Source organism: Georgenia satyanarayanai (genome assembly GCF_009193135.1).
Lineage (GTDB): Bacteria > Actinomycetota > Actinomycetes > Actinomycetales > Actinomycetaceae > Oceanitalea > Oceanitalea satyanarayanai.
The window spans coordinates 79257-97418 of the sequence record NZ_VUKC01000009.1; the positions used below are offsets into that span (position 1 = coordinate 79257).

Below are 18162 nucleotides of genomic sequence, written 5' to 3' on the forward strand. Positions count from 1 at the left end.
CCACCGGTGCGCCACCATGGGCGGGTGCGCGCACTGCTACTGGAGAACCCCCACGAGAACGCCGACGCCGCCCTCGAGTCCGCCGGGCTGGAGGTGGTGCGCCACACCGGCGCCATGGACGAGGACGAGCTCATCGCCGCCCTCGACGGGGTCCAGGTGCTCGGCATCCGCTCGAAGACGACCGTCACGCGGCGCGTCCTCGAGGCCGCGCCGGACCTCCTCACCATCGGTGCCTTCTGCATCGGCACCAACCAGGTCGACGTCGCCACCGCCGCCCACCGCGGGGTGACGGTGTTCAACGCGCCCTTCTCCAACACGCGCTCGGTCGTCGAGCTCACCCTCGGGGAGATCATCGCGCTCAACCGTCGCCTCACGGTGCAGGACAGCGCGCTGCACGCGGGCCGCTGGGACAAGTCGGCGGCCGGCTCGCACGAGGTCCGCGGCCGCACGCTCGGCATCGTCGGCTACGGCAACATCGGCACGCAGCTCTCCGTGCTCGCCGAGGCACTCGGCATGCGGGTCGTCTTCTACGACACCGCCGAGAAGCTCGCCCTGGGCAACGCCCGGCGCATGGGCAGCCTCGAGGAGCTCCTCGAGGTCGCCGACGTCGTCACGCTGCACGTCGACGGCCGGGCGGGCAACGCCGGGATGTTCGGGCGCCAGCAGTTCGAGCGGATGCGACCCGGGGCGATCTTCCTCAACCTCTCACGCGGCTTCCTCGTCGACTACGCCGCCCTGCGCGAGCGGGTGCTGACCGGCGAGATCGCCGGCGCCGCCGTCGACGTCTTCCCCGAGGAGCCCAAGCGCAACGGCGACCCCTTCGACTCCGACCTGCGGGGCCTGCCCAACGTCATCCTCACCCCGCACGTGGGAGGCTCCACGGAGGAGGCGCAGGAGGGCATCGGGGCGTTCGTGTCGAACAAGCTCGTCTCCTACCTCCTGGACGGCACGACGACGATGAGCGTCAACGTCCCGCCGCTCGCCCTGGACCGCGCGCCGACGGCCCGCTACCGGGTGACCTACCTCCACCGCAACACGCCGGGCGCGCTCGCGCTGGTCAACCAGGCCTTCGCCGAGAGCGGCGCGAACATCGAGGGCCAGATCCTCGGCACCCGCGGCGACCTCGGCTACGTCGTCACCGACATCGGCGGGGAGCTGCCGGACGAGGCCCGCCAGGCGCTGGACGAGGTACCCGACACGATCCGGCTGCGGGTCCTCCTCGCCGGTCGCTGACCGCCGGGCCGCACTACGGTGAGGCCATGAGCTACCAGCCCGCGCCCGACCGTTACGACACGATGACCTACCGCCGCTGCGGGCGCAGCGGCCTGGACCTCCCCGCGATCGCCCTGGGGCTGTGGCAGAACTTCGGCCACGGCAACGCCGAGGAGGCCCAGCGCGAGATCGTCCTGCACGCCGTCGACCGCGGCGTCACGCACATCGACCTCGCCAACAACTACGGCCCGCCGCCCGGCGCGGCCGAGTCCTTCTTCGGGCGGCTCCTCGCCGAGGACCTCGCGCCCTACCGCGACGAGCTCGTCATCTCCACCAAGGCGGGGTACCGGATGTGGCCCGGGCCCTACGGCGAGTGGGGCTCGCGCAAGTACCTCCTGTCCTCCCTGGACGCCTCCCTGCGCCGTCTGGGACTGGACTACGTCGACATCTTCTACTCCCACCGCGACGACCCCAGGACGCCGCTGCGCGAGACGATGGGGGCGCTCAAGACCGCCGTCGACTCCGGCCGGGCACTGTACGCGGGCATCTCCTCCTACACCGCCGAGCGCGCCGCCGAGGCGGTCGCCGTGGCCGAGGAGATCGGCCTGACGCTGCTCGTCCACCAGCCCTCCTACTCGATGCTCAACCGCTGGGTCGAGGAGGGCAGCCCCTCGGTGCTGGACGTCACCGAGGAGGCGGGCATGGGCAACGTCGTGTTCTCCCCGCTCGCGCAGGGGATGCTCACCGAGAAGTACCTCGACGGCATCCCCGAGGACTCACGCGCCGCCCGAGGCGGGTCGCTGCGCGAGGAGTTCCTCACCGCCGAGACGCTCACCCACATCAGGGCGCTGGCGGAGATCGCGCGGGAGCGGGGCCAGACGCTGGCCCAGCTCGCCATCGCGTGGGTGCTGCGCGACCCCCGCGTGACGACGGCGCTCGTCGGCGCCTCGAGCGTGCGACAGCTCGACGACTCCCTCGCGGCGCTGGACAACCTCGCCCTCGGCGCGGAGGAGCTCGAGCGTATCGACATGCACGCCGTGGACGCCGGCATCAACATCTGGGCGCGACGCTGAGAGACCGGTGACGGTGGCGGCTTCCCCTCCGCCACCGTCACCGGTGGTCAGCGCGAGCCGGGCTCGCTGGCCACCACAGTAGCGGAGGCGTCATCGGTGGGCGCCGCGGACGGCGGGTCCAGCGGGCGCTCCGCACGCAGTGCCGCGATCGCCGTCTCGAAGTCCTCCAGGGACGTGAAGGCCGAGTAGACGCTGGCGAAGCGGAGGTAGGCCACCTCGTCGAGCTCGCGCAGCGGTCCGAGGATCGCCAGCCCGACCTCGTGGGCGTTGATCTGCGCGGCCCCGGCCGCACGCACGGTCTCCTCGACCTGCTGCGCGAGGAGGGCGAGGTCGTCGTCGGAGACGGGCCGGCCCTGGCACGCCTTGCGCACCCCGGCGACGACCTTCTCGCGGCTGAAGGGCTCGACCACACCGGAGCGCTTGACGACCGACAGGCTGGAGGTCTCGATCGTCGTGAAGCGACGGTGGCAGGCCGTGCACTCGCGACGCCGACGGATCGCGGAACCGTCGTCCGCCGTGCGCGAGTCGATGACCCGCGAGTCCGCATTCCGGCAGAACGGACAGTGCACGTGAGCTCCTCGCTGCTTGGGCAGGCCACCGTGTGGCACCGCTGGGAGCACGGTACGGGCGCCCGAGCGCGAGGTGCAAGGCTGCGCGGACTCAGCCCGCCGGGACGACCAGCTGCTGACCGACGACGAGGTCGCCGGAGGCGAGCCCGTTGAGCTCGAGGATGTCGTCGACGACCTCGCGCACGTCCTGCCCCTCCCCCGCCGTGCCGGCGGCGATCGCCCACAGGGTGTCCCCCGCCGACACGCTCACCCGCTCCACCGGCCCCTGGTAGCCCTGCGCGTCCGCGGTCAGCCCCCCGAGCCAGCTGCCGCCGGTGACGGCCGCGGTGAGGGCGACGGTGAGGACGAGGAGGGACCGCACGAGCCGCCCGCGCGCGGTGAGACGGACGGCCGGGCGCGGGACGGGACGCGCGGGCGCGACGCGCTGGGGGCCGGGGGCCACGTAGCCGGGGCCGACGAGCTGGAGGTGCCCCCGGCGCCGGGCGGGCACCTGCCGGACCGGGGCCGTGGGAATCGCTAGTGCACTCATCGTCTACTCCTTCGAACGTCTGTACGTCGAACGTCTGTGCGACACCGTACTACCCGAGGCCGCCGCTGTCGACACGCCGTCGAACAGATGTTTGATCTCAGCCCGGGAGCCTTCTACGCTGTCGAGGACGAGCCCATCACCGACCACTGACATTCGAGGAGCACGTGCCGTGAACCCAGGCCAGGACGAGCCCGACAGCGGCGCGACGGTGCACGAGCTCCCGGAGCAGGAGCCCCTCGACGGCGCACTCACCGAGCGTCAGCGGCTCGTCCTCGACACCATCCGGCGCAGCGTCGACGAGCGCGGCTACCCCCCGACGATGCGTGAGATCGGTACGATCGTCGGACTGCAGAGCCCGTCCTCGGTCAAGCACCAGCTCACCGCCCTGGAGCGCAAGGGCTACCTGCGCCGCGACCCGAAGCGCCCGCGCGCCATCGAGATCGTCGGCAGCGAGGTGCGCGGGCCGCAGCTCGGCAGCCCGGAGGACGCGAGCGACGCCCCGGCCCCGACCTTCGTGCCGGTCGTCGGACGGATTGCCGCCGGCGGCCCGATCCTCGCCGAGCAGGCGGTCGAGGACGTCTTCCCCCTCCCCCGCCAGCTCGTCGGGGACGGGGAGCTCTTCCTCCTCAAGGTGCGCGGGGACTCGATGCTCGAGGCCGCGATCTGCGACGGCGACTGGGTCGTCGTCAGGCGCCAGCCGGTCGCCGAGAACGGGGAGATCGTCGCGGCCCTGCTCGACGACGAGGCCACGGTCAAGACGTTCCAGCGCCGTGACGGGCACGTGTGGCTGATGCCGGCGAACGAGGCGTACTCGCCGATCGACGGTGACGCCGCCCAGATCCTCGGCCGCGTCGTGTCGGTGCTGCGCAGCCTCTAGAACCCCAGCTCGCGGGCCACGGCCCGGATGTGCTCGGCGCTGGCGCGCAGTCCGGCCTGCTCCCTGGGCGTCATCGGCGGCAGGAGACGCTCCTGGGCGCCGTCACCACCCACGACGGTGGGCGCCGACAGGCACACGTCGGAGATGCCGACGTAGTCGGTGAGGAGGGTCGAGACCGGCATGACCCGGTTCTCCGCCCGCAGCACCGCCTGGATGATGCCGACCGCGGCGAGCGCGACGGCGTAGTTCGTCGCGCCCTTGCCCTCGATGATCTTGTAGGCCGCGGTGACGACCTCCTCGGCGATGGCCGCCCGGGAGGGCTCGTCGAGGAGCGGGGCGTGCGTGCTGCTCCAGTCCAGGAGCGGGACCGCGCCGACCATGGCCGAGCTCCACAGGACGAGCTCGGAGTCACCGTGCTCGCCGACGACGTAGGCGTGGACGTTGGGCGCCGCGATGCCGGTCTCCTGGGCGATGCGGTAGCGCAGGCGCGAGGTGTCCAGGACGGTGCCCGAGCCGAAGAGCTGCTCACGCGGCAGCCCGGAGATCGCCAGGGCCGCCTGGGTGACGATGTCGACCGGGTTGGTCACCATGAGGAAGATCGCGTCAGGGGCGACGGCGGTGAGCCGCGGGACCAGCGTGCGCATGAGCCCCACGGTGCTGGCCGCGAGGTCGAGGCGGCTCTGGCCCGGGCGCTGCTTGGCCCCGGCCGTGATGACGACGACGTCGGCGCCGCGGCAGGCCTCGACGTCGTCGGAGCCGACGATCTGGGCGTGCGGCATGAACTGGATGCCGTGGGCGAGGTCGAGGGCCTCGGCCTCGACCTTCGCGCGGTTGACGTCGTGGAGGACCACGCGCCCGGCCACCCCCTGCATGAGGAGGGCGTAGGCGAGGGTCGCCCCGACCGCACCGGCCCCGACGATCGCGACCGTGCTCGCTCCTGCGCGTGCCATTGCTGCTCCTCCCGTCGACGACGGCTCCGAGCCTAGGGGGTATCTGTTCACGCTGTGAGCCATATGGTGATGGCGCGGAGGACGGCGCCACCTCACAGTCAGGCGAGCTCTCGTCGCGTCGGTGCCGTAGGACACGGGCGCCCGCCCTCGGCGGGCTGCTTACGATGGAGGGTGCCCTTGGGGCGGGTCAAGGCGGTCCGCCTGGTGGTCGAACTCGTTCATCGCGGCGAGGTTCGAGTGCATCCTTCGTAGCATGTGCATGAGAACAGCGCGTTCATCGGCTGTGAAACCGGTCAGGAGGATCTCCTCTCGCCGCAACGCGATCGGAAGGACCCGAGCGTGGTGCTCCACGCCAGACTCGGTGAGGTAGATCTTGCGGGCTCCACCCTCGGGCTCGACACCGACGTATCCTTTGCCGATCAAGCTCTTGACACTGCGGCTCACGACCGACTTGTCGATGCGCAAGAACTGACTGACGCTCGTTGCAGTGCAGCCGGGGTCATTCGCCACGTGAGCCATCACCCGCCATTCGTTCACGCCGATCCCGAATCGGTCCAGGTACTCCCTGGCGCTGCCCCACGAGATCGCGTTGCCGATGGTCACCAGGTGGTAGGGGGTGGATGCCTCCCCTGCCGCGGTGCGTGGCAGGGGAGACCGACGGAGGTCCTTGGCATTCGTGGAACTACGTTCTGCGTCATCGATGCTGATGTTCTCCGTCACTTCGGTATCACCAGTGGTTGCGCATCGGAGCGGCGTCCAACGGCTGCGCTGATTCGTCGGTCAGGTGGACCACGCGTTCCGTGCGGAGTCCACCGACCCCGGGCTTGTTGATCGTCGCCTTGAGGGTGAAGACCATGCCGGCACTGAGAATGTTCGTGCTGGTAGGGCCGATCCACGGGAACTCCTCCTCTGGGTCCATGCCCGTCCCGTGACCGGTACCGCGGCCGCGTGCCTCGATGGAGTAGTCGCGATAGCCCCGGTCGAGAAGGACGCTCTGGATCTCATGGTTCAGCGCGGCAGCGGTGATGCCCGGGCGGGCGAACGCCAGCCCGGCCTCCACCGCCGAGACCGACGCGTCCACGACGTCCATCACCTCGTCCGAGACGTCACCGACTGTGAAGCCCCGCCCACCGTCAGCAACGTAGTTGCCGTAGCGCGCACCCACGTCCGTCAGGACAAGGTCCCCCGCGCGGATCTCGCGGTTCGAGGGCAGCGCCAGGCTGTAGGCTGATCGTTCTCCTGACTGGACCATCGACAAGAAGGCCACACCGTCGGCGCCAGCTTGAATCATGGCACTGTCTGCCTCGCGGGCGAGCTCCCGTTCGGATACGCGCTGCTCCGAGGTGATGACCTCCCTCATGCGCGAGACAGCCGCGTCAGTCAGCCTCGCTGCGTGACGCAGCTGCTCAACTTCCCAGTCGGACTTGACTGCCTTGGTCTTGGCAAGGATGTCTGTCTCGACTGATCGGCGGCCCTCTGTGAGCCGTTCGAGGCCAGCGTGCACCGGCACCGGCAGTTGTCCCATACCGGCGACGCCGATCAGTCCAGCTCTGCCTGCACCAAGCCGTGCGGCTGAGACAGTGGGCAGTTCCTCCAGCAACCGGACCGGAAAGGTGGTTGATTCCTGGGCGGCATCGAAGCAGCCCTCTGCGACGAAGAGCTGTGGTTCGTCCTGCAAGGGGAGCAGGACCACCGCCTGCTCGATGCCGTTGATGCCGTCCACCGGGCGGAAGTCGGTGAAGTACCGGGTATTGGCAGTACGCCAGGCATCGCCGTAGCAGACGAGGACGTCGATATTCTCCTCGGCCATGGCGGAACGCAGTCGGCGCTGGCGCTCGACGTGCTCGGACGCCGGTGTGGGGGTGGAGGGCGGAACGGTCACCAATGGGAACTCCTTCTTAGTGTCGAACACGGGGCTGATGGAGTCCATCAGCCGAAACCCAGTGCGGCTGGTAGCCACAGAGACAGGGCGGGAATGAGTACCAGCAGTGCCAGCACCACGACAACAGGTATGTACAGCCAGCGAGCCTCCCAGTAGACGGCGGCCACTCTTGCGCGCACGACGCCAGCCACGATGAAGATGAGGCCCCCGACCGGTGGGGTGATCTGGCCGAGCATGATCGACAGCACCAGAACGACGCCGAGCCACACCAGATCGATGCCGGCGGCCTGGGCTATCGGAGCAAGGATGGGGACGACCAGGACCATGGCGGGTGGAGGTTCGAGGATGAGTCCGACGACGAGGAGAAACACCACGATCAGTGCCATGAGGGCCAGCTGACTGTCCACACCCTCGAGGGCACCCGCCACGGTGGCTGGCACCTGTTCGGCGATCAGGAGCCAGGCCAGCGGTCCGGAGGCGGCGAGGAGGAACAAGATCACCGCCGTGTCGTTGGCTGACTCTTTGGCCGCCTGCCACGTGGATCGGATCGATGACTTGCGGTACAGCCCGAAGCCGATGATCAGGGCGAATACACAGGCAACTGCGCCTGCCTCAGTTGCGGTGACGGCTCCCCCGCGCAGAAGCATCAGGATGCCGAGCGGCAGTACCAAGGCAGGAAGCGCGAACACGAGAGCTCGACCGCGGGCGCTCCACCCTGATCGCTTCTCAGCTCGGATCCCTGGGTAGACCCGGCTACCGGCCAGCACCCTCACAGCGATCATGAGGGACGCCGCGAAGATCAGGCCCGGGATGATGCCGGCCATGAACAGCGCCCCGACCGATACCCCCGCCAGTGAGGCGTAGAGCAGGAACGAGATCGATGGCGGGATCATCGTCGTGGTGATCGCTCCCACCGCAGTCAGGGCGGCGGCGAACGCTCGAGGGTAGCCTGCGCGCTCCATGGGCGGGACAAGGAGCTTGGACACCATGGCCGAGTCGGCTGAGCTCGAGCCCGAGAGGCCACCCAGCAGCGTCGAGGTGGCGACGTTGACTTGGCCGAGGCCTCCCGTGAGGTGGCCGACGAATCGCTGGGCGAGATCGATGATGGCGGCCGTGATCCCGCCCGCATTCATCAGCGCACCCATGAGGATGAAGAAGGGGATCGCCAGGAGGGTGAAGTTGGTGGAGACCTGTGAGGCGAAGTGGTTGGCGATGACCACGTCGGGAAGCCCGCCTGCGGCGAAAGCGACGGCGGCGCCGACCAACAGGGCATGAGCGACGGGGGCTCCCAAGGCGAGGAGCAGCATCGAGGCGACCAGGGAGGTGGCGGTGGGGTCCAGTACGACGAGGTAGGAGTGCTGGACCCCCTCGAGGACCACGAACGCCAGACCCGCTCCTAACGCGACGACCCCGTAGACGACGCCTCGCGGTACACCCTTCACGTCTGAGCGGAGCAAGGTCGCCAGGGACAGGAAGCTACCAACCGGCAGCGCGAGGTAGAGCCAGTGATAGGAGATCGCCCCGGTGATCGATGCCCCGGTCGTCTGGCCCATGAGTTGAAGGCCGAGGTATCCGATCAGCGCCAGCGCCGTAGCCGACAGGGCGATACCGAGGAGATCGGTGTAAGGGCGTGTCCGCTGAGGCAGCATGTGCACGAACATCGACATTCGAATGTGGCTGCCTGTGCGGGTGACGGTCACGCAGCCGATCATGACGAGCCAGAGGAACGCCCATCGGGCCATCTCTTCGGGCCATGGCAGTGGCGAGCCGAGCACATACCGCATGAACACCTGAACGATGGAGACGCTGACCATCATGATGAGGAGCAGTGCGGCGAGGATGTCGATGGCTCGATCAAACTGCCGGAGCAGGGAGAGGCGGGTATCCCGGGCAGGAGGTAAGGCTTCGGACTCGGCGATGTCTTCGAGGACGAGTGGCTTGTCCGGAGGGTGGGTCACGCCTCCTCCGCTCGTTGCCGCGGCGGAAGTCAAGGCCTACTCCTGGTCGCCTGCGGCATAGGACCGCACGTCGTTGATGAACTCTTCGGCCTCGGGGTACTCGCCGAAGTAGACCTCGTCGTAGGTGGCCGAACGCTGCTTCCACACCTCGAGGTCCGCGGGCTCCTCGAACACCGTGACGCCCTCGGCCTCGAGCTCCGCAACGGTCTCGGCCTCGAGCTGGCGGCTGGTTTCACGAACGTCAGCGAACACGTCTTCGGCAGTGGTCCGGAGGCATGCCTGCAGGTCGTCATCGAGTCCGTTGAACCACTCGGCGTTCGCGCGGACAGGCTTGATGTTGAACCAGTGCTTGGTGTTGTTGAGATAGGGGGCGGGCTCGTGGAAGGCGTTCGCGGCGATCTGCGCCAGGGCACCCTCGCCAGCTTCGATGACGCCGGTCTCCAGGGCGTTGTACATCTCGGTGAACGGCACAGGGGTCGGGGAGGCGCCGAGGGCGTTCCACAGCCCTAGGGGGATGTCGGCCTCCGGCACTCGAATGCCCAGGCCTTGGGTGTCCTCGATCGTCTCGATGGGTGTTGAGCTGAAGGTCCAGCGCCAGCCGTCCTCGCCCATGCCCAGGATCGTTGCGCCCGTGCTCGCTTCAAGCTCCTCGGCCATCTGCGGCAGCATCCCGTCGATGACGCGCTCGACGTGCTCCTCGTCCTCGAAGACGTAGCCGAGCGAGAGCGCAGCGAGTGTCGGTGAGAGCTGGTCCTCGACGTCGAACCCGCCGCTGGTGATCTCGTACGTGCCGTTGCGGTTGCCGTCGATCAGGTCGACGAACCCACCCAGCTGGCCAGCTGGGTAGTTTGTGCCGACGAGGCGGCCATCGGAGCACGTCTCGGCCTCCTCGACGAACCGGTCGAAGCCGTCGTTCATGGGCGTGCCGATGCCCTCGATGGTCGCAACCCGGTACCTGATGACGTCCTCACCGATGTCGCCGTCGTCAGCCGTGTCAGGGGCGCATGCTGCCAGGAGCGCTGCGCCGACTCCGAGGCTGGTGAGCATGAATGTCTTCTTGCGCGTGGTGGTCAATGGGGACGGCATCGTCCTGCCTTTCCTTTGGTCGCCGGAGTGTGCGTGCCCCGCGCCCGGCGCTCTGGGAGGGTTACCTTGCGTGTTGACATTGCAACACCATTGAGTGTTGACATGGCAACACCGTTCGTCAATCCGGTTGCCATCTGTTGCCACGGAACGTCGACCGCTTCGGGTGGGGCCAGCCCCGCGGGCCGGTGCGGGCCGGACGGCAGGCAGCCACCTGCTTCGTCCGCGCTGTCGAGAACGAGTCCCCGCTAGGGGGTCAGCGCCGGCCGTGCCGCCAGGCGACGCAGCGCGGCGCGCGCCACCTCGCCGTCGGTCGTCGGCCACAGCGGCGGCATGGAGCCGCGCAGGAAGCTGCCGTACCGGGCCGTGGCGAGACGCGAGTCGAGGACGGCGACGACGCCGCGGTCCTCCGTCGAGCGGATGAGCCGTCCGGCGCCCTGGGCGAGGAGGAGCGCCGCGTGCGTGGCCGCCACGGACATGAACCCGTTGCCACCGCCCGCGGCGACGACCTCCGAGCGGGCGGAGCGGACGGGGTCGTCGGGCCGGGGGAAGGGGATGCGGTCGATGACGACGAGCCGGCAGGTGCGCCCCGGCACGTCCACCCCCTGCCACAGGGACAGGGTGCCGACGAGGGTCGCCGACTCGTCCTCGGCGAACCGCCGCACGAGCGAGGGCAGCTGGTCCTCCCCCTGGCACAGGACCGGGGTGTCGATCTCGGTCCGGAGCAGCTCCGCGGCCTCCTCCGCGGCGCGCCGGGAGGAGAACAGCCCGAGGGCGCCGCCCCCGGAGGCGCGGACGAGCTCGACGAGCTCCCGTTGCGCGTCCGCCCCGGGTCCCTCGCGCCCCGGCGCCGGGAGGTGGCGGGCGACGTAGAGGATGCCCTGGCGGCCGTAGTCGAAGGGCGAGCCGACGTCGATCCCCTGCCACCGCGGCCCGGGCGCGGGGCGCGGGGCGTCGTCGTCGGCCTCGAGGTGGTCGAGGAGGCTGACGCCGAGGGTGCGCGCCACGGGCGTGAAGCTGCCGCCGAGGGAGAGCGTCGCGGAGGTGAGGACGGCCGCCTTGCCGGCGAGCAGCTCGGTGGCGATGGGGCGGGCGACGTCGAGGGGGGCGAGGTGGAGGCGGGCCGACTCGAAGCCGGTGCGCCCGCGCTCGCACCACAGGACCTCGCGGCGCTGGGCCACGCCGTCGCCGAGGAGGCGCTCGGCGATCTCGTGGAGGACGACCATCGCCGAACGCGCCATGAGCCGCCCGCCCGCCTCGGCGTCGGTCTCCCCGCGCATCGCACTGATCGCCTCGCGGCTGCCGGCCTCGAGGAGGGTGACGGCGTCGAGGAGCTCGGCGGGCACCGAGCGCAGCCGGCCCGTGGGCGCGGTCTCCAGCCAGCCGCCCAGCGCGCGGCCGGCGGCGTCGAGGGCCTCGACGGCCACCCCGGTGTGCTTGCGGGCCAGCCGCGCCGTGCGGTCGACGACGGCGGTGGACAGCTCGAGAGTGGACTGGGCCGTCACGCGCTCGGCCAGCTCGTGTGCCTCATCGACGACGAGGACCTCGTGCTCGGGCAGCACCCGGGGCGAGCCGGCCGCGGCGATGCCGAGCATCGCGTGGTTCGTGACGACGACGTCGGCCTCGTGCGCGGCCCGGCGTGCCGCCTCGGGGAAGCACTCCTCGAGCATCGGGCAGCTCGCCCCGAGGCACTCGAGCTTGGTCACCGACACCTGGCGCCACGCGCGGTCACCGACGCCCGGGTCGAGGTCGTCGCGGTCACCGGTGTCGGTCTCCTCGGCCCACTCGCGCAGCCGGACGACCTGCTCGGCGAGCGGGCCCCGGGAGGCGCTGCCCGCGGCGTCGGCCGTGGCGGCGTCGACGGCGAAGAGGCCCGGCTCGTCCTCGGTCGGGTAGCCGCCGGCCACCTTGTGTCTGCACACGTAGTTGTGCCAGCCCTTGAGGAGCGCCACCTCGGGGCGCGGTGCACCGGAGGCGGCGACGACGTCGGCGACGAGCGGGACGTCGTGGGTGAGCACCTGACGCTGGAGGGCGAGGGTGGCGGTGGAGATGACGGCGCGCTGGTGGTGGCGCACGGCGTGGTCGAGGACGGGCACGAGGTAGCCGAGGGACTTCCCGGTGCCGGTGCCGGCCTGGACGAGCAGGGCTCGCGGCTCGCGGAGGGTCCGGGCCACCTCCTCGGCCATCTCGAGCTGGCCCGCGCGCTCCCTGCCGCCCAGGCGCCGGACCGCGGCGGCGAGCAGCTCGGGCGTGCCGCTCACGCCGAGGCGGCGGCGGTGAGGTCGGCCGCGAGGGTCGGGTCGACGAGCGCCGTCAGCTGTGTGCCGGCGCCGGTGTGCTCCTCGGCGAGCACCTCACCGGTGGCGTGCGCTCGCGAGACGAGGTCGCCGCGTGAGTACGGCACGAGGACCTCGACCCGCACCGAGGGGCGCGGGAGGAGCTCGGCGATGCGCTCGCGCAGCTCCTCGATGCCCTCGCCGGTGCGTGCCGACACCGCGACGGCGCCGGGGTAGCGGGTACGCAGGCCCGCGACGGTGCCGGGGTCGGCGAGGTCGGCCTTGTTGAGGACGACGACCTCGGGGATGTCGTCCGCGCCGGGGATGTCGGCGAGGACGTCGCGCACCGCCTTGACCTGCCCCTCGGGGTCGGGGTGGGCGGCGTCGACGACGTGGAGGATGAGGTCGGCGTCGGCGACCTCCTCGAGGGTGGAGCGGAAGGCCTCGACGAGCTCGTGCGGCAGCGAGCGCACGAAGCCGACGGTGTCGGCGAGGGTGTAGGCGCGCCCGTCCGGGGTCTCGGCCCGGCGCACCGTGGGGTCGAGGGTGGCGAAGAGTGAGTTCTCGACGAGCACGCCGGCGCCGGTGAGCCGGTTGAGGAGGGAGGACTTGCCGGCGTTGGTGTAGCCGGCGATGGCGACGGCGGGGACCTGCGCGCGGTGCCGTGAGGCGCGCTTGGTCTCCCGGGAGGGGGCCATGGCGGCGATCTGGCGACGCAGACGCGCCATCCGGGTGCGGATGCGGCGGCGGTCGAGCTCGATCTTCGTCTCACCCGGTCCGCGGGAGCCGATGCCGGCACCGCCCGCGACGCGGCCACCGGCCTGCCGGGACATCGACTCGCCCCACCCGCGCAGGCGCGGGAGCAGGTACTCCAGCTGGGCGAGCTCGACCTGCGCCTTGCCCTCCCGGGACTTGGCGTGCTGGGCGAAGATGTCGAGGATGAGGGCGGTGCGGTCGATGACCTTGACCTTGACGACGTCCTCGAGCGCACGGCGCTGGGAGGGGCTGAGCTCGGAGTCGGCGACGACGGTGTCGGCACCGACCTCGGCGACGAGCTCGGCGAGCTCGGCCGCCTTGCCCGAGCCGAGGAACGTGGCCGGGTCCGGGGTGGCGCGGCGCTGGAGCACCGCGTCCAGCACGATGGAACCGGCGGTCTCCGCGAGCGCCGCGAGCTCGCGGAGCGAGACCTCCGCGAGCTCCGCCTGCGGTCCGGACCACAGGCCGATGAGGACGACCCGCTCGAGGCGCAGCTGCCGGTACTCGACCTCGGACATGTCCTCGAGCTCGGTCGAGAGGCCGGCGACACGACGGAGCGCCGAGCGCTCCTCGCGGTCGAGCTGGTCGCCGTCGAGCTCGTGCCCCGCGGCGTCGCCGGTCTGGAGTGCCGTCCCGGCACGGGCGAGCACACGTGCCACGACGTCCCGTGCGGGGTCGCGTTCCTGCGCCGCGTCGTCGTCGTGATCTGCCATGGTCTCCCAGTCGTCGTCCACCACGTCCCAGGATCCCACGGCGGCCCCGGTCCGGCGACCAGTTATCCCCAGCAGCGGGGTAGGTTTCGGTGGGTGAGCGAGCACTACTTCACCGCGCGGCCGGCCTCCCCCGGGGAGACCCGCACCCTCGACGTCGTCCTGCGCGGGCGGCCGGTCCAGGTCCGCACCGCGCCGGGCGTCTTCTCCGGCGACCGGCTCGACATCGGGACGCGCGTGCTCCTGGACGCCGTGCCCGACCCGGCGCCCACCGGGACGCTCGTGGACCTCGGCTGCGGCTGGGGTCCGGTCACCCTCGCGATGGCCGCCGCCTCCCCGGGAGCACGCGTCGTCGCCGTCGACGTCAACGAGCGGGCCCGGGACCTCACCGCGCGGAACGCCGCCGCCCTGGGGCTCGGCAACGTCGTCGTTGCCGCGCCCGAGGAGGCCGAGGCGCTCGTCGCGGGCGGGATCGACGAGCTGTGGTCCAACCCGCCCATCCGGATCGGCAAGGAGGCGCTGCACGCGCTGCTGCGCACGTGGCTGGGCCGGCTGGCACCCGCCGGGTGCGCGCGGCTGGTGGTGAGCAAGAACCTCGGGGCCGACTCCCTGCAGCGCTGGGTCGAGACCGAGCTCGGCATGCCGACGGAGCGACTGTCGAGCTCCAAGGGCTTCCGGGTGCTCGACGTGCGGCGCCCCTAGCGGAGCGTCACCCGCCCGACGAGCGTCGCGGGGCCTGTGAGCAGCGCGCGCCCGTCGTCGGTGAGCCGCACGACGAGCTCACCGCCCGGCACGAGGACCCGCCACAGGCGGGGCGCGCCCGCGCCGCCCCACGCGTGCAGCGCGACCGCGACGGCGCACGCGCCGGTGCCGCACGAGCGGGTCTCCCCCGCGCCGCGCTCCTGCACGCGCATGCGGACGGTGCCGGTGGGCTCGCCGTCCGTCGTCGTCTCCCCCAGCGGGACGACGACCTCGACGTTCGTGCCGTCGGCGGGCTCGGGGTCGACGGCGACGAGCGGGACGAGGTCAGCCGCCGCGAGCTCCTCCTCGTCGGGCAGCGCGACGACGGTGTGCGGGTTGGGCATGGTGACCCGCAGCCCGGCCCGCGTGCCCTCGAGGCCACGCACCTGGACGGCGACGTCGAAGCCGCGGGTGACGGCGTCGCCACCCCCGGGCAGCTGCCACGGGCCCATGTCGACGGTCCAGTCCCCACCGGTGCGCGTGACCGCCCGGACGCCGCCACGGGTGCCGACGAGCACCGCCTCGCCGTCCGCGGGGGCGATGAGGCCCTCGTCGACGAGGTAGGTGGCGAGGAGCCGGGCGGCGTTGCCGCACATCTCGGCGACCGAGCCGTCGGCGTTGCGGTAGTCCATGAACCACTCGGCGCCCTGCGCCGCCGCCGCGCGCGCCTCGGGCGTCCCGAGCGCGGCGGACCGGACGGCGCGCACGAGGCCGTCGGCGCCGATGCCGGCGCGCCGGTCGCACACGGCGGCCACGGTCTCGGCGTCGACGTCGAGGCGGGCGTCGGGATCGGTGAGGAGGACGAAGTCGTTCTCGGTGGCGTGCCCTTTGGTGAGGGGGACGCCCCGGAGCGGGGCCAGCGGCGACATGTGGACGAGCCTACGCGCCCCCACCACCTCCCCCGCACCTGTCCGATCCCTGCCCGGATGACCGGGTGGGGCTACGCCAGGAGGGCGGCGACCTGCTCCGGCAGGTCCGCCGAGGGCGGCAGCCAGTGGACGCGCGGGTCGCGGCGGAACCACTGCTGCTGGCGGCGGGCGAGCTGCCGCGTGGCGACGGAGATGGCGGCGTGCGCGTCCTCGACGCTGAGCCGGCCCTCGAGGACGGCGACCGCCTGGGCGTAGCCGACGGCGCGTGACGCGGTCCGGCCCTGCGCGAGCCCCGCGGCGAGCAGCTCGCGGGTCTCCTCGAGCAGGCCGCCGTCGAGCATCGCGCGGGCGCGGACGGAGATGCGGGTGAGGAGCTCCTCGCGCGGGACGTCGATGGCCACCTGCACGGCGGGCAGGTGGTAGCGGTGCTCGGGCATCGTGGCCGAGTAGGGCCGTCCGGTCAGCTCGATGACCTCCAGGGCCCGCACGATCCGGCGGGTGTTCCCCGGCGGGATCCGCTCGGCGGCGACCGGGTCGCGCTCGGCGAGCTCCCGATACAGCATCCCGGGCCCCTCCTCCTCGGCGCGGGCCTCCAGGAGCCCGCGCACCTCGGGGTCGGTGCCGGGGAACTCGAGCTCGTCGAGGGCGGCCCGCACGTAGAGCCCGGAGCCTCCGACGAGGACACCGCGGCGGCCCCGCCCGGCCACGGCGGCGAGGTCGGTGCGGGCCTCGCGCTGGTAGGCCGCGACGTTCGCCTCCTCGGTGACGTCGAGGACGTCGAGCTGGTGGTGGGCGACGCCGCGCCGCTCGGCGACGGGGAGCTTGGCGGTACCGACGTCCATGCCGCGGTAGAGCTGCATGGCGTCCGCGTTGACGACCTCCGCCGCCGCGGGGCCGCCGAGGAGCTCGACGACGTCGAGGGCCAGGTCGGACTTGCCCGTCGCGGTGGACCCGACGACAGCGAGGACGGGGGCCGGCACGGCGTCCAGGCTACCCACCGCGGCACCAGCGGACCGGTCGTCTTTCCCGCTCACCTCGGCCCGAGCGGACGGGCGCGCCGTGGTGAGGAGGGGCGACGAGAGGTCCGGGGAGCACGCCGCTCAGCGGGCGCGCAGGGTCGGCATGCCGAGGGTGACGGCGCCGCCCACGGCCGGGGACGCACCGCCGCCGTGGTCGTGGTCCCCGCGCTGGGCCCGCTCCCACGCGTCGCCGGCGCGCGTGCGGCGCAGGGCGTAGGTGCCGCCGAGCGCCGGGGAGTCGGCGACGAGGTGGTGGGGGGCGCCGTGGGTGACGGTCGCCGTCACCATGTCACCGGGGCGCGGGGCGTCCGTCACGCTCTCGGGCAGCGCGACGTGGACGAGGCGGTTGTCGGCGGCACGGCCGCTGATGCGGGCGGTCGCCCCGTCCTTGCGCCCGCCGCCGTCGGAGACGAGCACCTCGACGGTGCGCCCGACCTGACGCTCGTTCTCCTCCGTCCCGATGCGCTCCTGGAGCGCGACCAGGCGCTGGTAGCGCTCGGCGACGACGTCGGCCGGGACCTGGTCGGGCAGGTCGGCCGCGGGCGTGCCCGGCCGCGGGGAGTACTGGAAGGTGAAGGCGCTGGCGAAGCGGGAGGCCGCGACGACGTCGAGGGTGGCCTGGAAGTCCTCCTCGGTCTCCCCCGGGAACCCGACGATGATGTCGGTGCTGATCGCGGCGTCCGGGATGGCGGCACGGACGCGGTCGAGGATGCCGAGGAACTTCGCCGAGCGGTAGGAGCGCCGCATGGCCCGCAGGATCCGGTCCGAGCCGGACTGCAGCGGCATGTGCAGCTGCGGCATGACGGTGGGCGTCTGGGCCATCGCCTCGATGACGTCGTCGGTGAAGGCGGCCGGGTGCGGGGAGGTGAAGCGCACCCGCTCCAGGCCCGCGACCTGGCCGCACGCACGCAGCAGCTTGGCGAAGGCGCCGCGGTCCCCGAAGCCCACGCCGTAGGAGTTGACGTTCTGCCCGAGCAGGGTGACCTCGATGGCGCCCTGGGCGACGACGGCCTCGACCTCGGCCAGCACGTCGCCCGGCCGGCGGTCGCGCTCCTTGCCGCGCAGGTGGGGGACGATGCAGAAGGTGCACGTGTTGTTGCAGCCCACGGAGATCGACACCCAGCCGGCGTAGGCCGACTCGCGCTTGGTGGGCAGCGTGGACGGGAAGACCTTGAGCGACTCCTCGATCTCCACCTGCGCCTCGGCGTTGTGCCGCGCCCGCTCGAGCAGGGTGGGCAGGACGTCGAGGTTGTGGGTGCCGAAGACGACGTCGACCCACGGCGCCTTGTCGACGATGCCGTCCCGCATCTGCTGGGCGAGGCAGCCGCCGACGGCGATCTGCATGCCCGGCCGCGAGCGCTTGACCGACGCGAGCTGCCCGAGGTTGCCGAAGAGGCGGCTGGCGGCGTTCTCGCGCACCGAGCACGTGTTGATGACGACGACGTCCGCACCGGTGCCCAACGCCTCGCCGGCGCCCGCCTCGGCGGGCACGTAGCCGGCGCCCTCGAGCATGCCGGCCAGTCGCTCGGAGTCGTGGACGTTCATCTGGCAGCCCATGGTGCGCACGACGTAGGTGCGGGGCGCGCTGGCGGTGGCAGTCATCGTCGGACAAGTGTAGTTCGCCCGGTCGGCACCCCACGGCCCCGGTGGGGACGCCG

Annotated in this window: 16 protein-coding genes; 4 read left to right on the top strand and 12 right to left on the bottom strand. The window is 71.8% G+C overall.

Annotation, left to right across the window (positions count from 1 at the left end):
* Positions 1-24: 24 nt before the first annotated feature.
* Positions 25-1233, top strand: a complete 1209-nt coding sequence (gene serA / locus GD632_RS11095; protein ID WP_264371889.1) for a phosphoglycerate dehydrogenase — start codon at positions 25-27, stop codon at positions 1231-1233.
* Between the two features lie 26 nt (positions 1234-1259).
* Complete coding sequence (gene mgrA / locus GD632_RS11100; RefSeq protein ID WP_152192094.1) at positions 1260-2285, top strand: L-glyceraldehyde 3-phosphate reductase; 1026 nt, start codon at positions 1260-1262, stop codon at positions 2283-2285.
* Positions 2286-2332: 47 nt separating this feature from the next.
* On the opposite strand, the gene nrdR is transcribed toward mgrA, so the two are convergent.
* Complete coding sequence (gene nrdR, locus GD632_RS11105; protein ID WP_152192096.1) at positions 2333-2854, bottom strand: transcriptional regulator NrdR; 522 nt, start codon at positions 2852-2854, stop codon at positions 2333-2335.
* Positions 2855-2945: 91 nt separating this feature from the next.
* The gene (locus tag GD632_RS11110) at positions 2946-3383 is read right to left on the bottom strand and encodes a LysM peptidoglycan-binding domain-containing protein (protein ID WP_152192099.1); all 438 of its coding nucleotides are present in this window, start codon (positions 3381-3383) and stop codon (positions 2946-2948) included.
* A gap of 208 nt (positions 3384-3591) precedes the next feature.
* Here GD632_RS11110 and lexA point away from each other — a divergent pair, with 208 nt between their 5' ends.
* Entirely contained in the window at positions 3592-4260 is a 669-nt protein-coding gene (gene lexA / locus GD632_RS11115) for a transcriptional repressor LexA (protein ID WP_226924817.1), read from the top strand.
* On the opposite strand, the gene GD632_RS11120 is transcribed toward lexA, so the two are convergent.
* The 7 genes from GD632_RS11120 to hflX all read right to left on the bottom strand — a co-directional run bounded on the left by GD632_RS11120 (position 4257) and on the right by hflX (position 13878).
* Positions 4257-5210, bottom strand: a complete 954-nt coding sequence (locus GD632_RS11120) for an L-lactate dehydrogenase (protein WP_152192101.1) — start codon at positions 5208-5210, stop codon at positions 4257-4259. The two genes, lexA and GD632_RS11120, sit on opposite strands and share 4 nt — an antisense overlap.
* 159 nt (positions 5211-5369) lie before the next feature.
* Entirely contained in the window at positions 5370-5930 is a 561-nt protein-coding gene (locus GD632_RS11125) for a MarR family winged helix-turn-helix transcriptional regulator (protein ID WP_152192103.1), read from the bottom strand.
* Between the two features lie 7 nt (positions 5931-5937).
* Positions 5938-7140, bottom strand: coding sequence for a M24 family metallopeptidase (locus GD632_RS11130; protein WP_152192105.1), 1203 nt, complete (start codon positions 7138-7140; stop codon positions 5938-5940).
* Positions 7140-9050: a TRAP transporter large permease gene (locus GD632_RS11135; RefSeq protein ID WP_152192108.1), complete on the bottom strand. Its 1911-nt coding sequence runs from the start codon at positions 9048-9050 to the stop codon at positions 7140-7142. Before GD632_RS11135 ends, GD632_RS11130 begins: the two co-directional genes overlap by 1 nt.
* Positions 9051-9086: 36 nt before the next feature.
* Complete coding sequence (locus GD632_RS11140) at positions 9087-10097, bottom strand: TRAP transporter substrate-binding protein (RefSeq protein ID WP_193311448.1); 1011 nt, start codon at positions 10095-10097, stop codon at positions 9087-9089.
* A gap of 284 nt (positions 10098-10381) precedes the next feature.
* Complete coding sequence (locus GD632_RS11145) at positions 10382-12394, bottom strand: ATP-dependent DNA helicase (RefSeq protein WP_226924810.1); 2013 nt, start codon at positions 12392-12394, stop codon at positions 10382-10384.
* Positions 12391-13878: a GTPase HflX gene (gene hflX, locus GD632_RS11150; protein ID WP_152192202.1), complete on the bottom strand. Its 1488-nt coding sequence runs from the start codon at positions 13876-13878 to the stop codon at positions 12391-12393. The genes GD632_RS11145 and hflX overlap by 4 nt, the downstream gene beginning before the upstream one ends.
* A 93-nt stretch (positions 13879-13971) precedes the next feature.
* On the opposite strand from hflX, the gene GD632_RS11155 reads away from it, so the two are divergent.
* Positions 13972-14577: a class I SAM-dependent methyltransferase gene (locus GD632_RS11155; RefSeq protein WP_152192112.1), complete on the top strand. Its 606-nt coding sequence runs from the start codon at positions 13972-13974 to the stop codon at positions 14575-14577.
* On the opposite strand, the gene dapF is transcribed toward GD632_RS11155, so the two are convergent.
* The 3 genes from dapF to miaB form a co-directional block, all read right to left on the bottom strand.
* On the bottom strand, positions 14574-15485 hold the full coding sequence (gene dapF, locus GD632_RS11160; RefSeq protein WP_152192114.1) for a diaminopimelate epimerase: 912 nt from the start codon (positions 15483-15485) through the stop codon (positions 14574-14576). The two genes, GD632_RS11155 and dapF, sit on opposite strands and share 4 nt — an antisense overlap.
* Before the next feature lie 71 nt (positions 15486-15556).
* Positions 15557-16465 carry a tRNA (adenosine(37)-N6)-dimethylallyltransferase MiaA gene (gene miaA / locus GD632_RS11165; RefSeq protein ID WP_152192116.1) on the bottom strand — a complete coding sequence of 303 codons (909 nt, stop codon included), beginning with the start codon at positions 16463-16465 and terminating at the stop codon, positions 15557-15559.
* 120 nt (positions 16466-16585) lie between these two features.
* Positions 16586-18106, bottom strand: coding sequence for a tRNA (N6-isopentenyl adenosine(37)-C2)-methylthiotransferase MiaB (gene miaB, locus GD632_RS11170; protein ID WP_152192118.1), 1521 nt, complete (start codon positions 18104-18106; stop codon positions 16586-16588).
* Positions 18107-18162 lie beyond the last annotated feature (56 nt).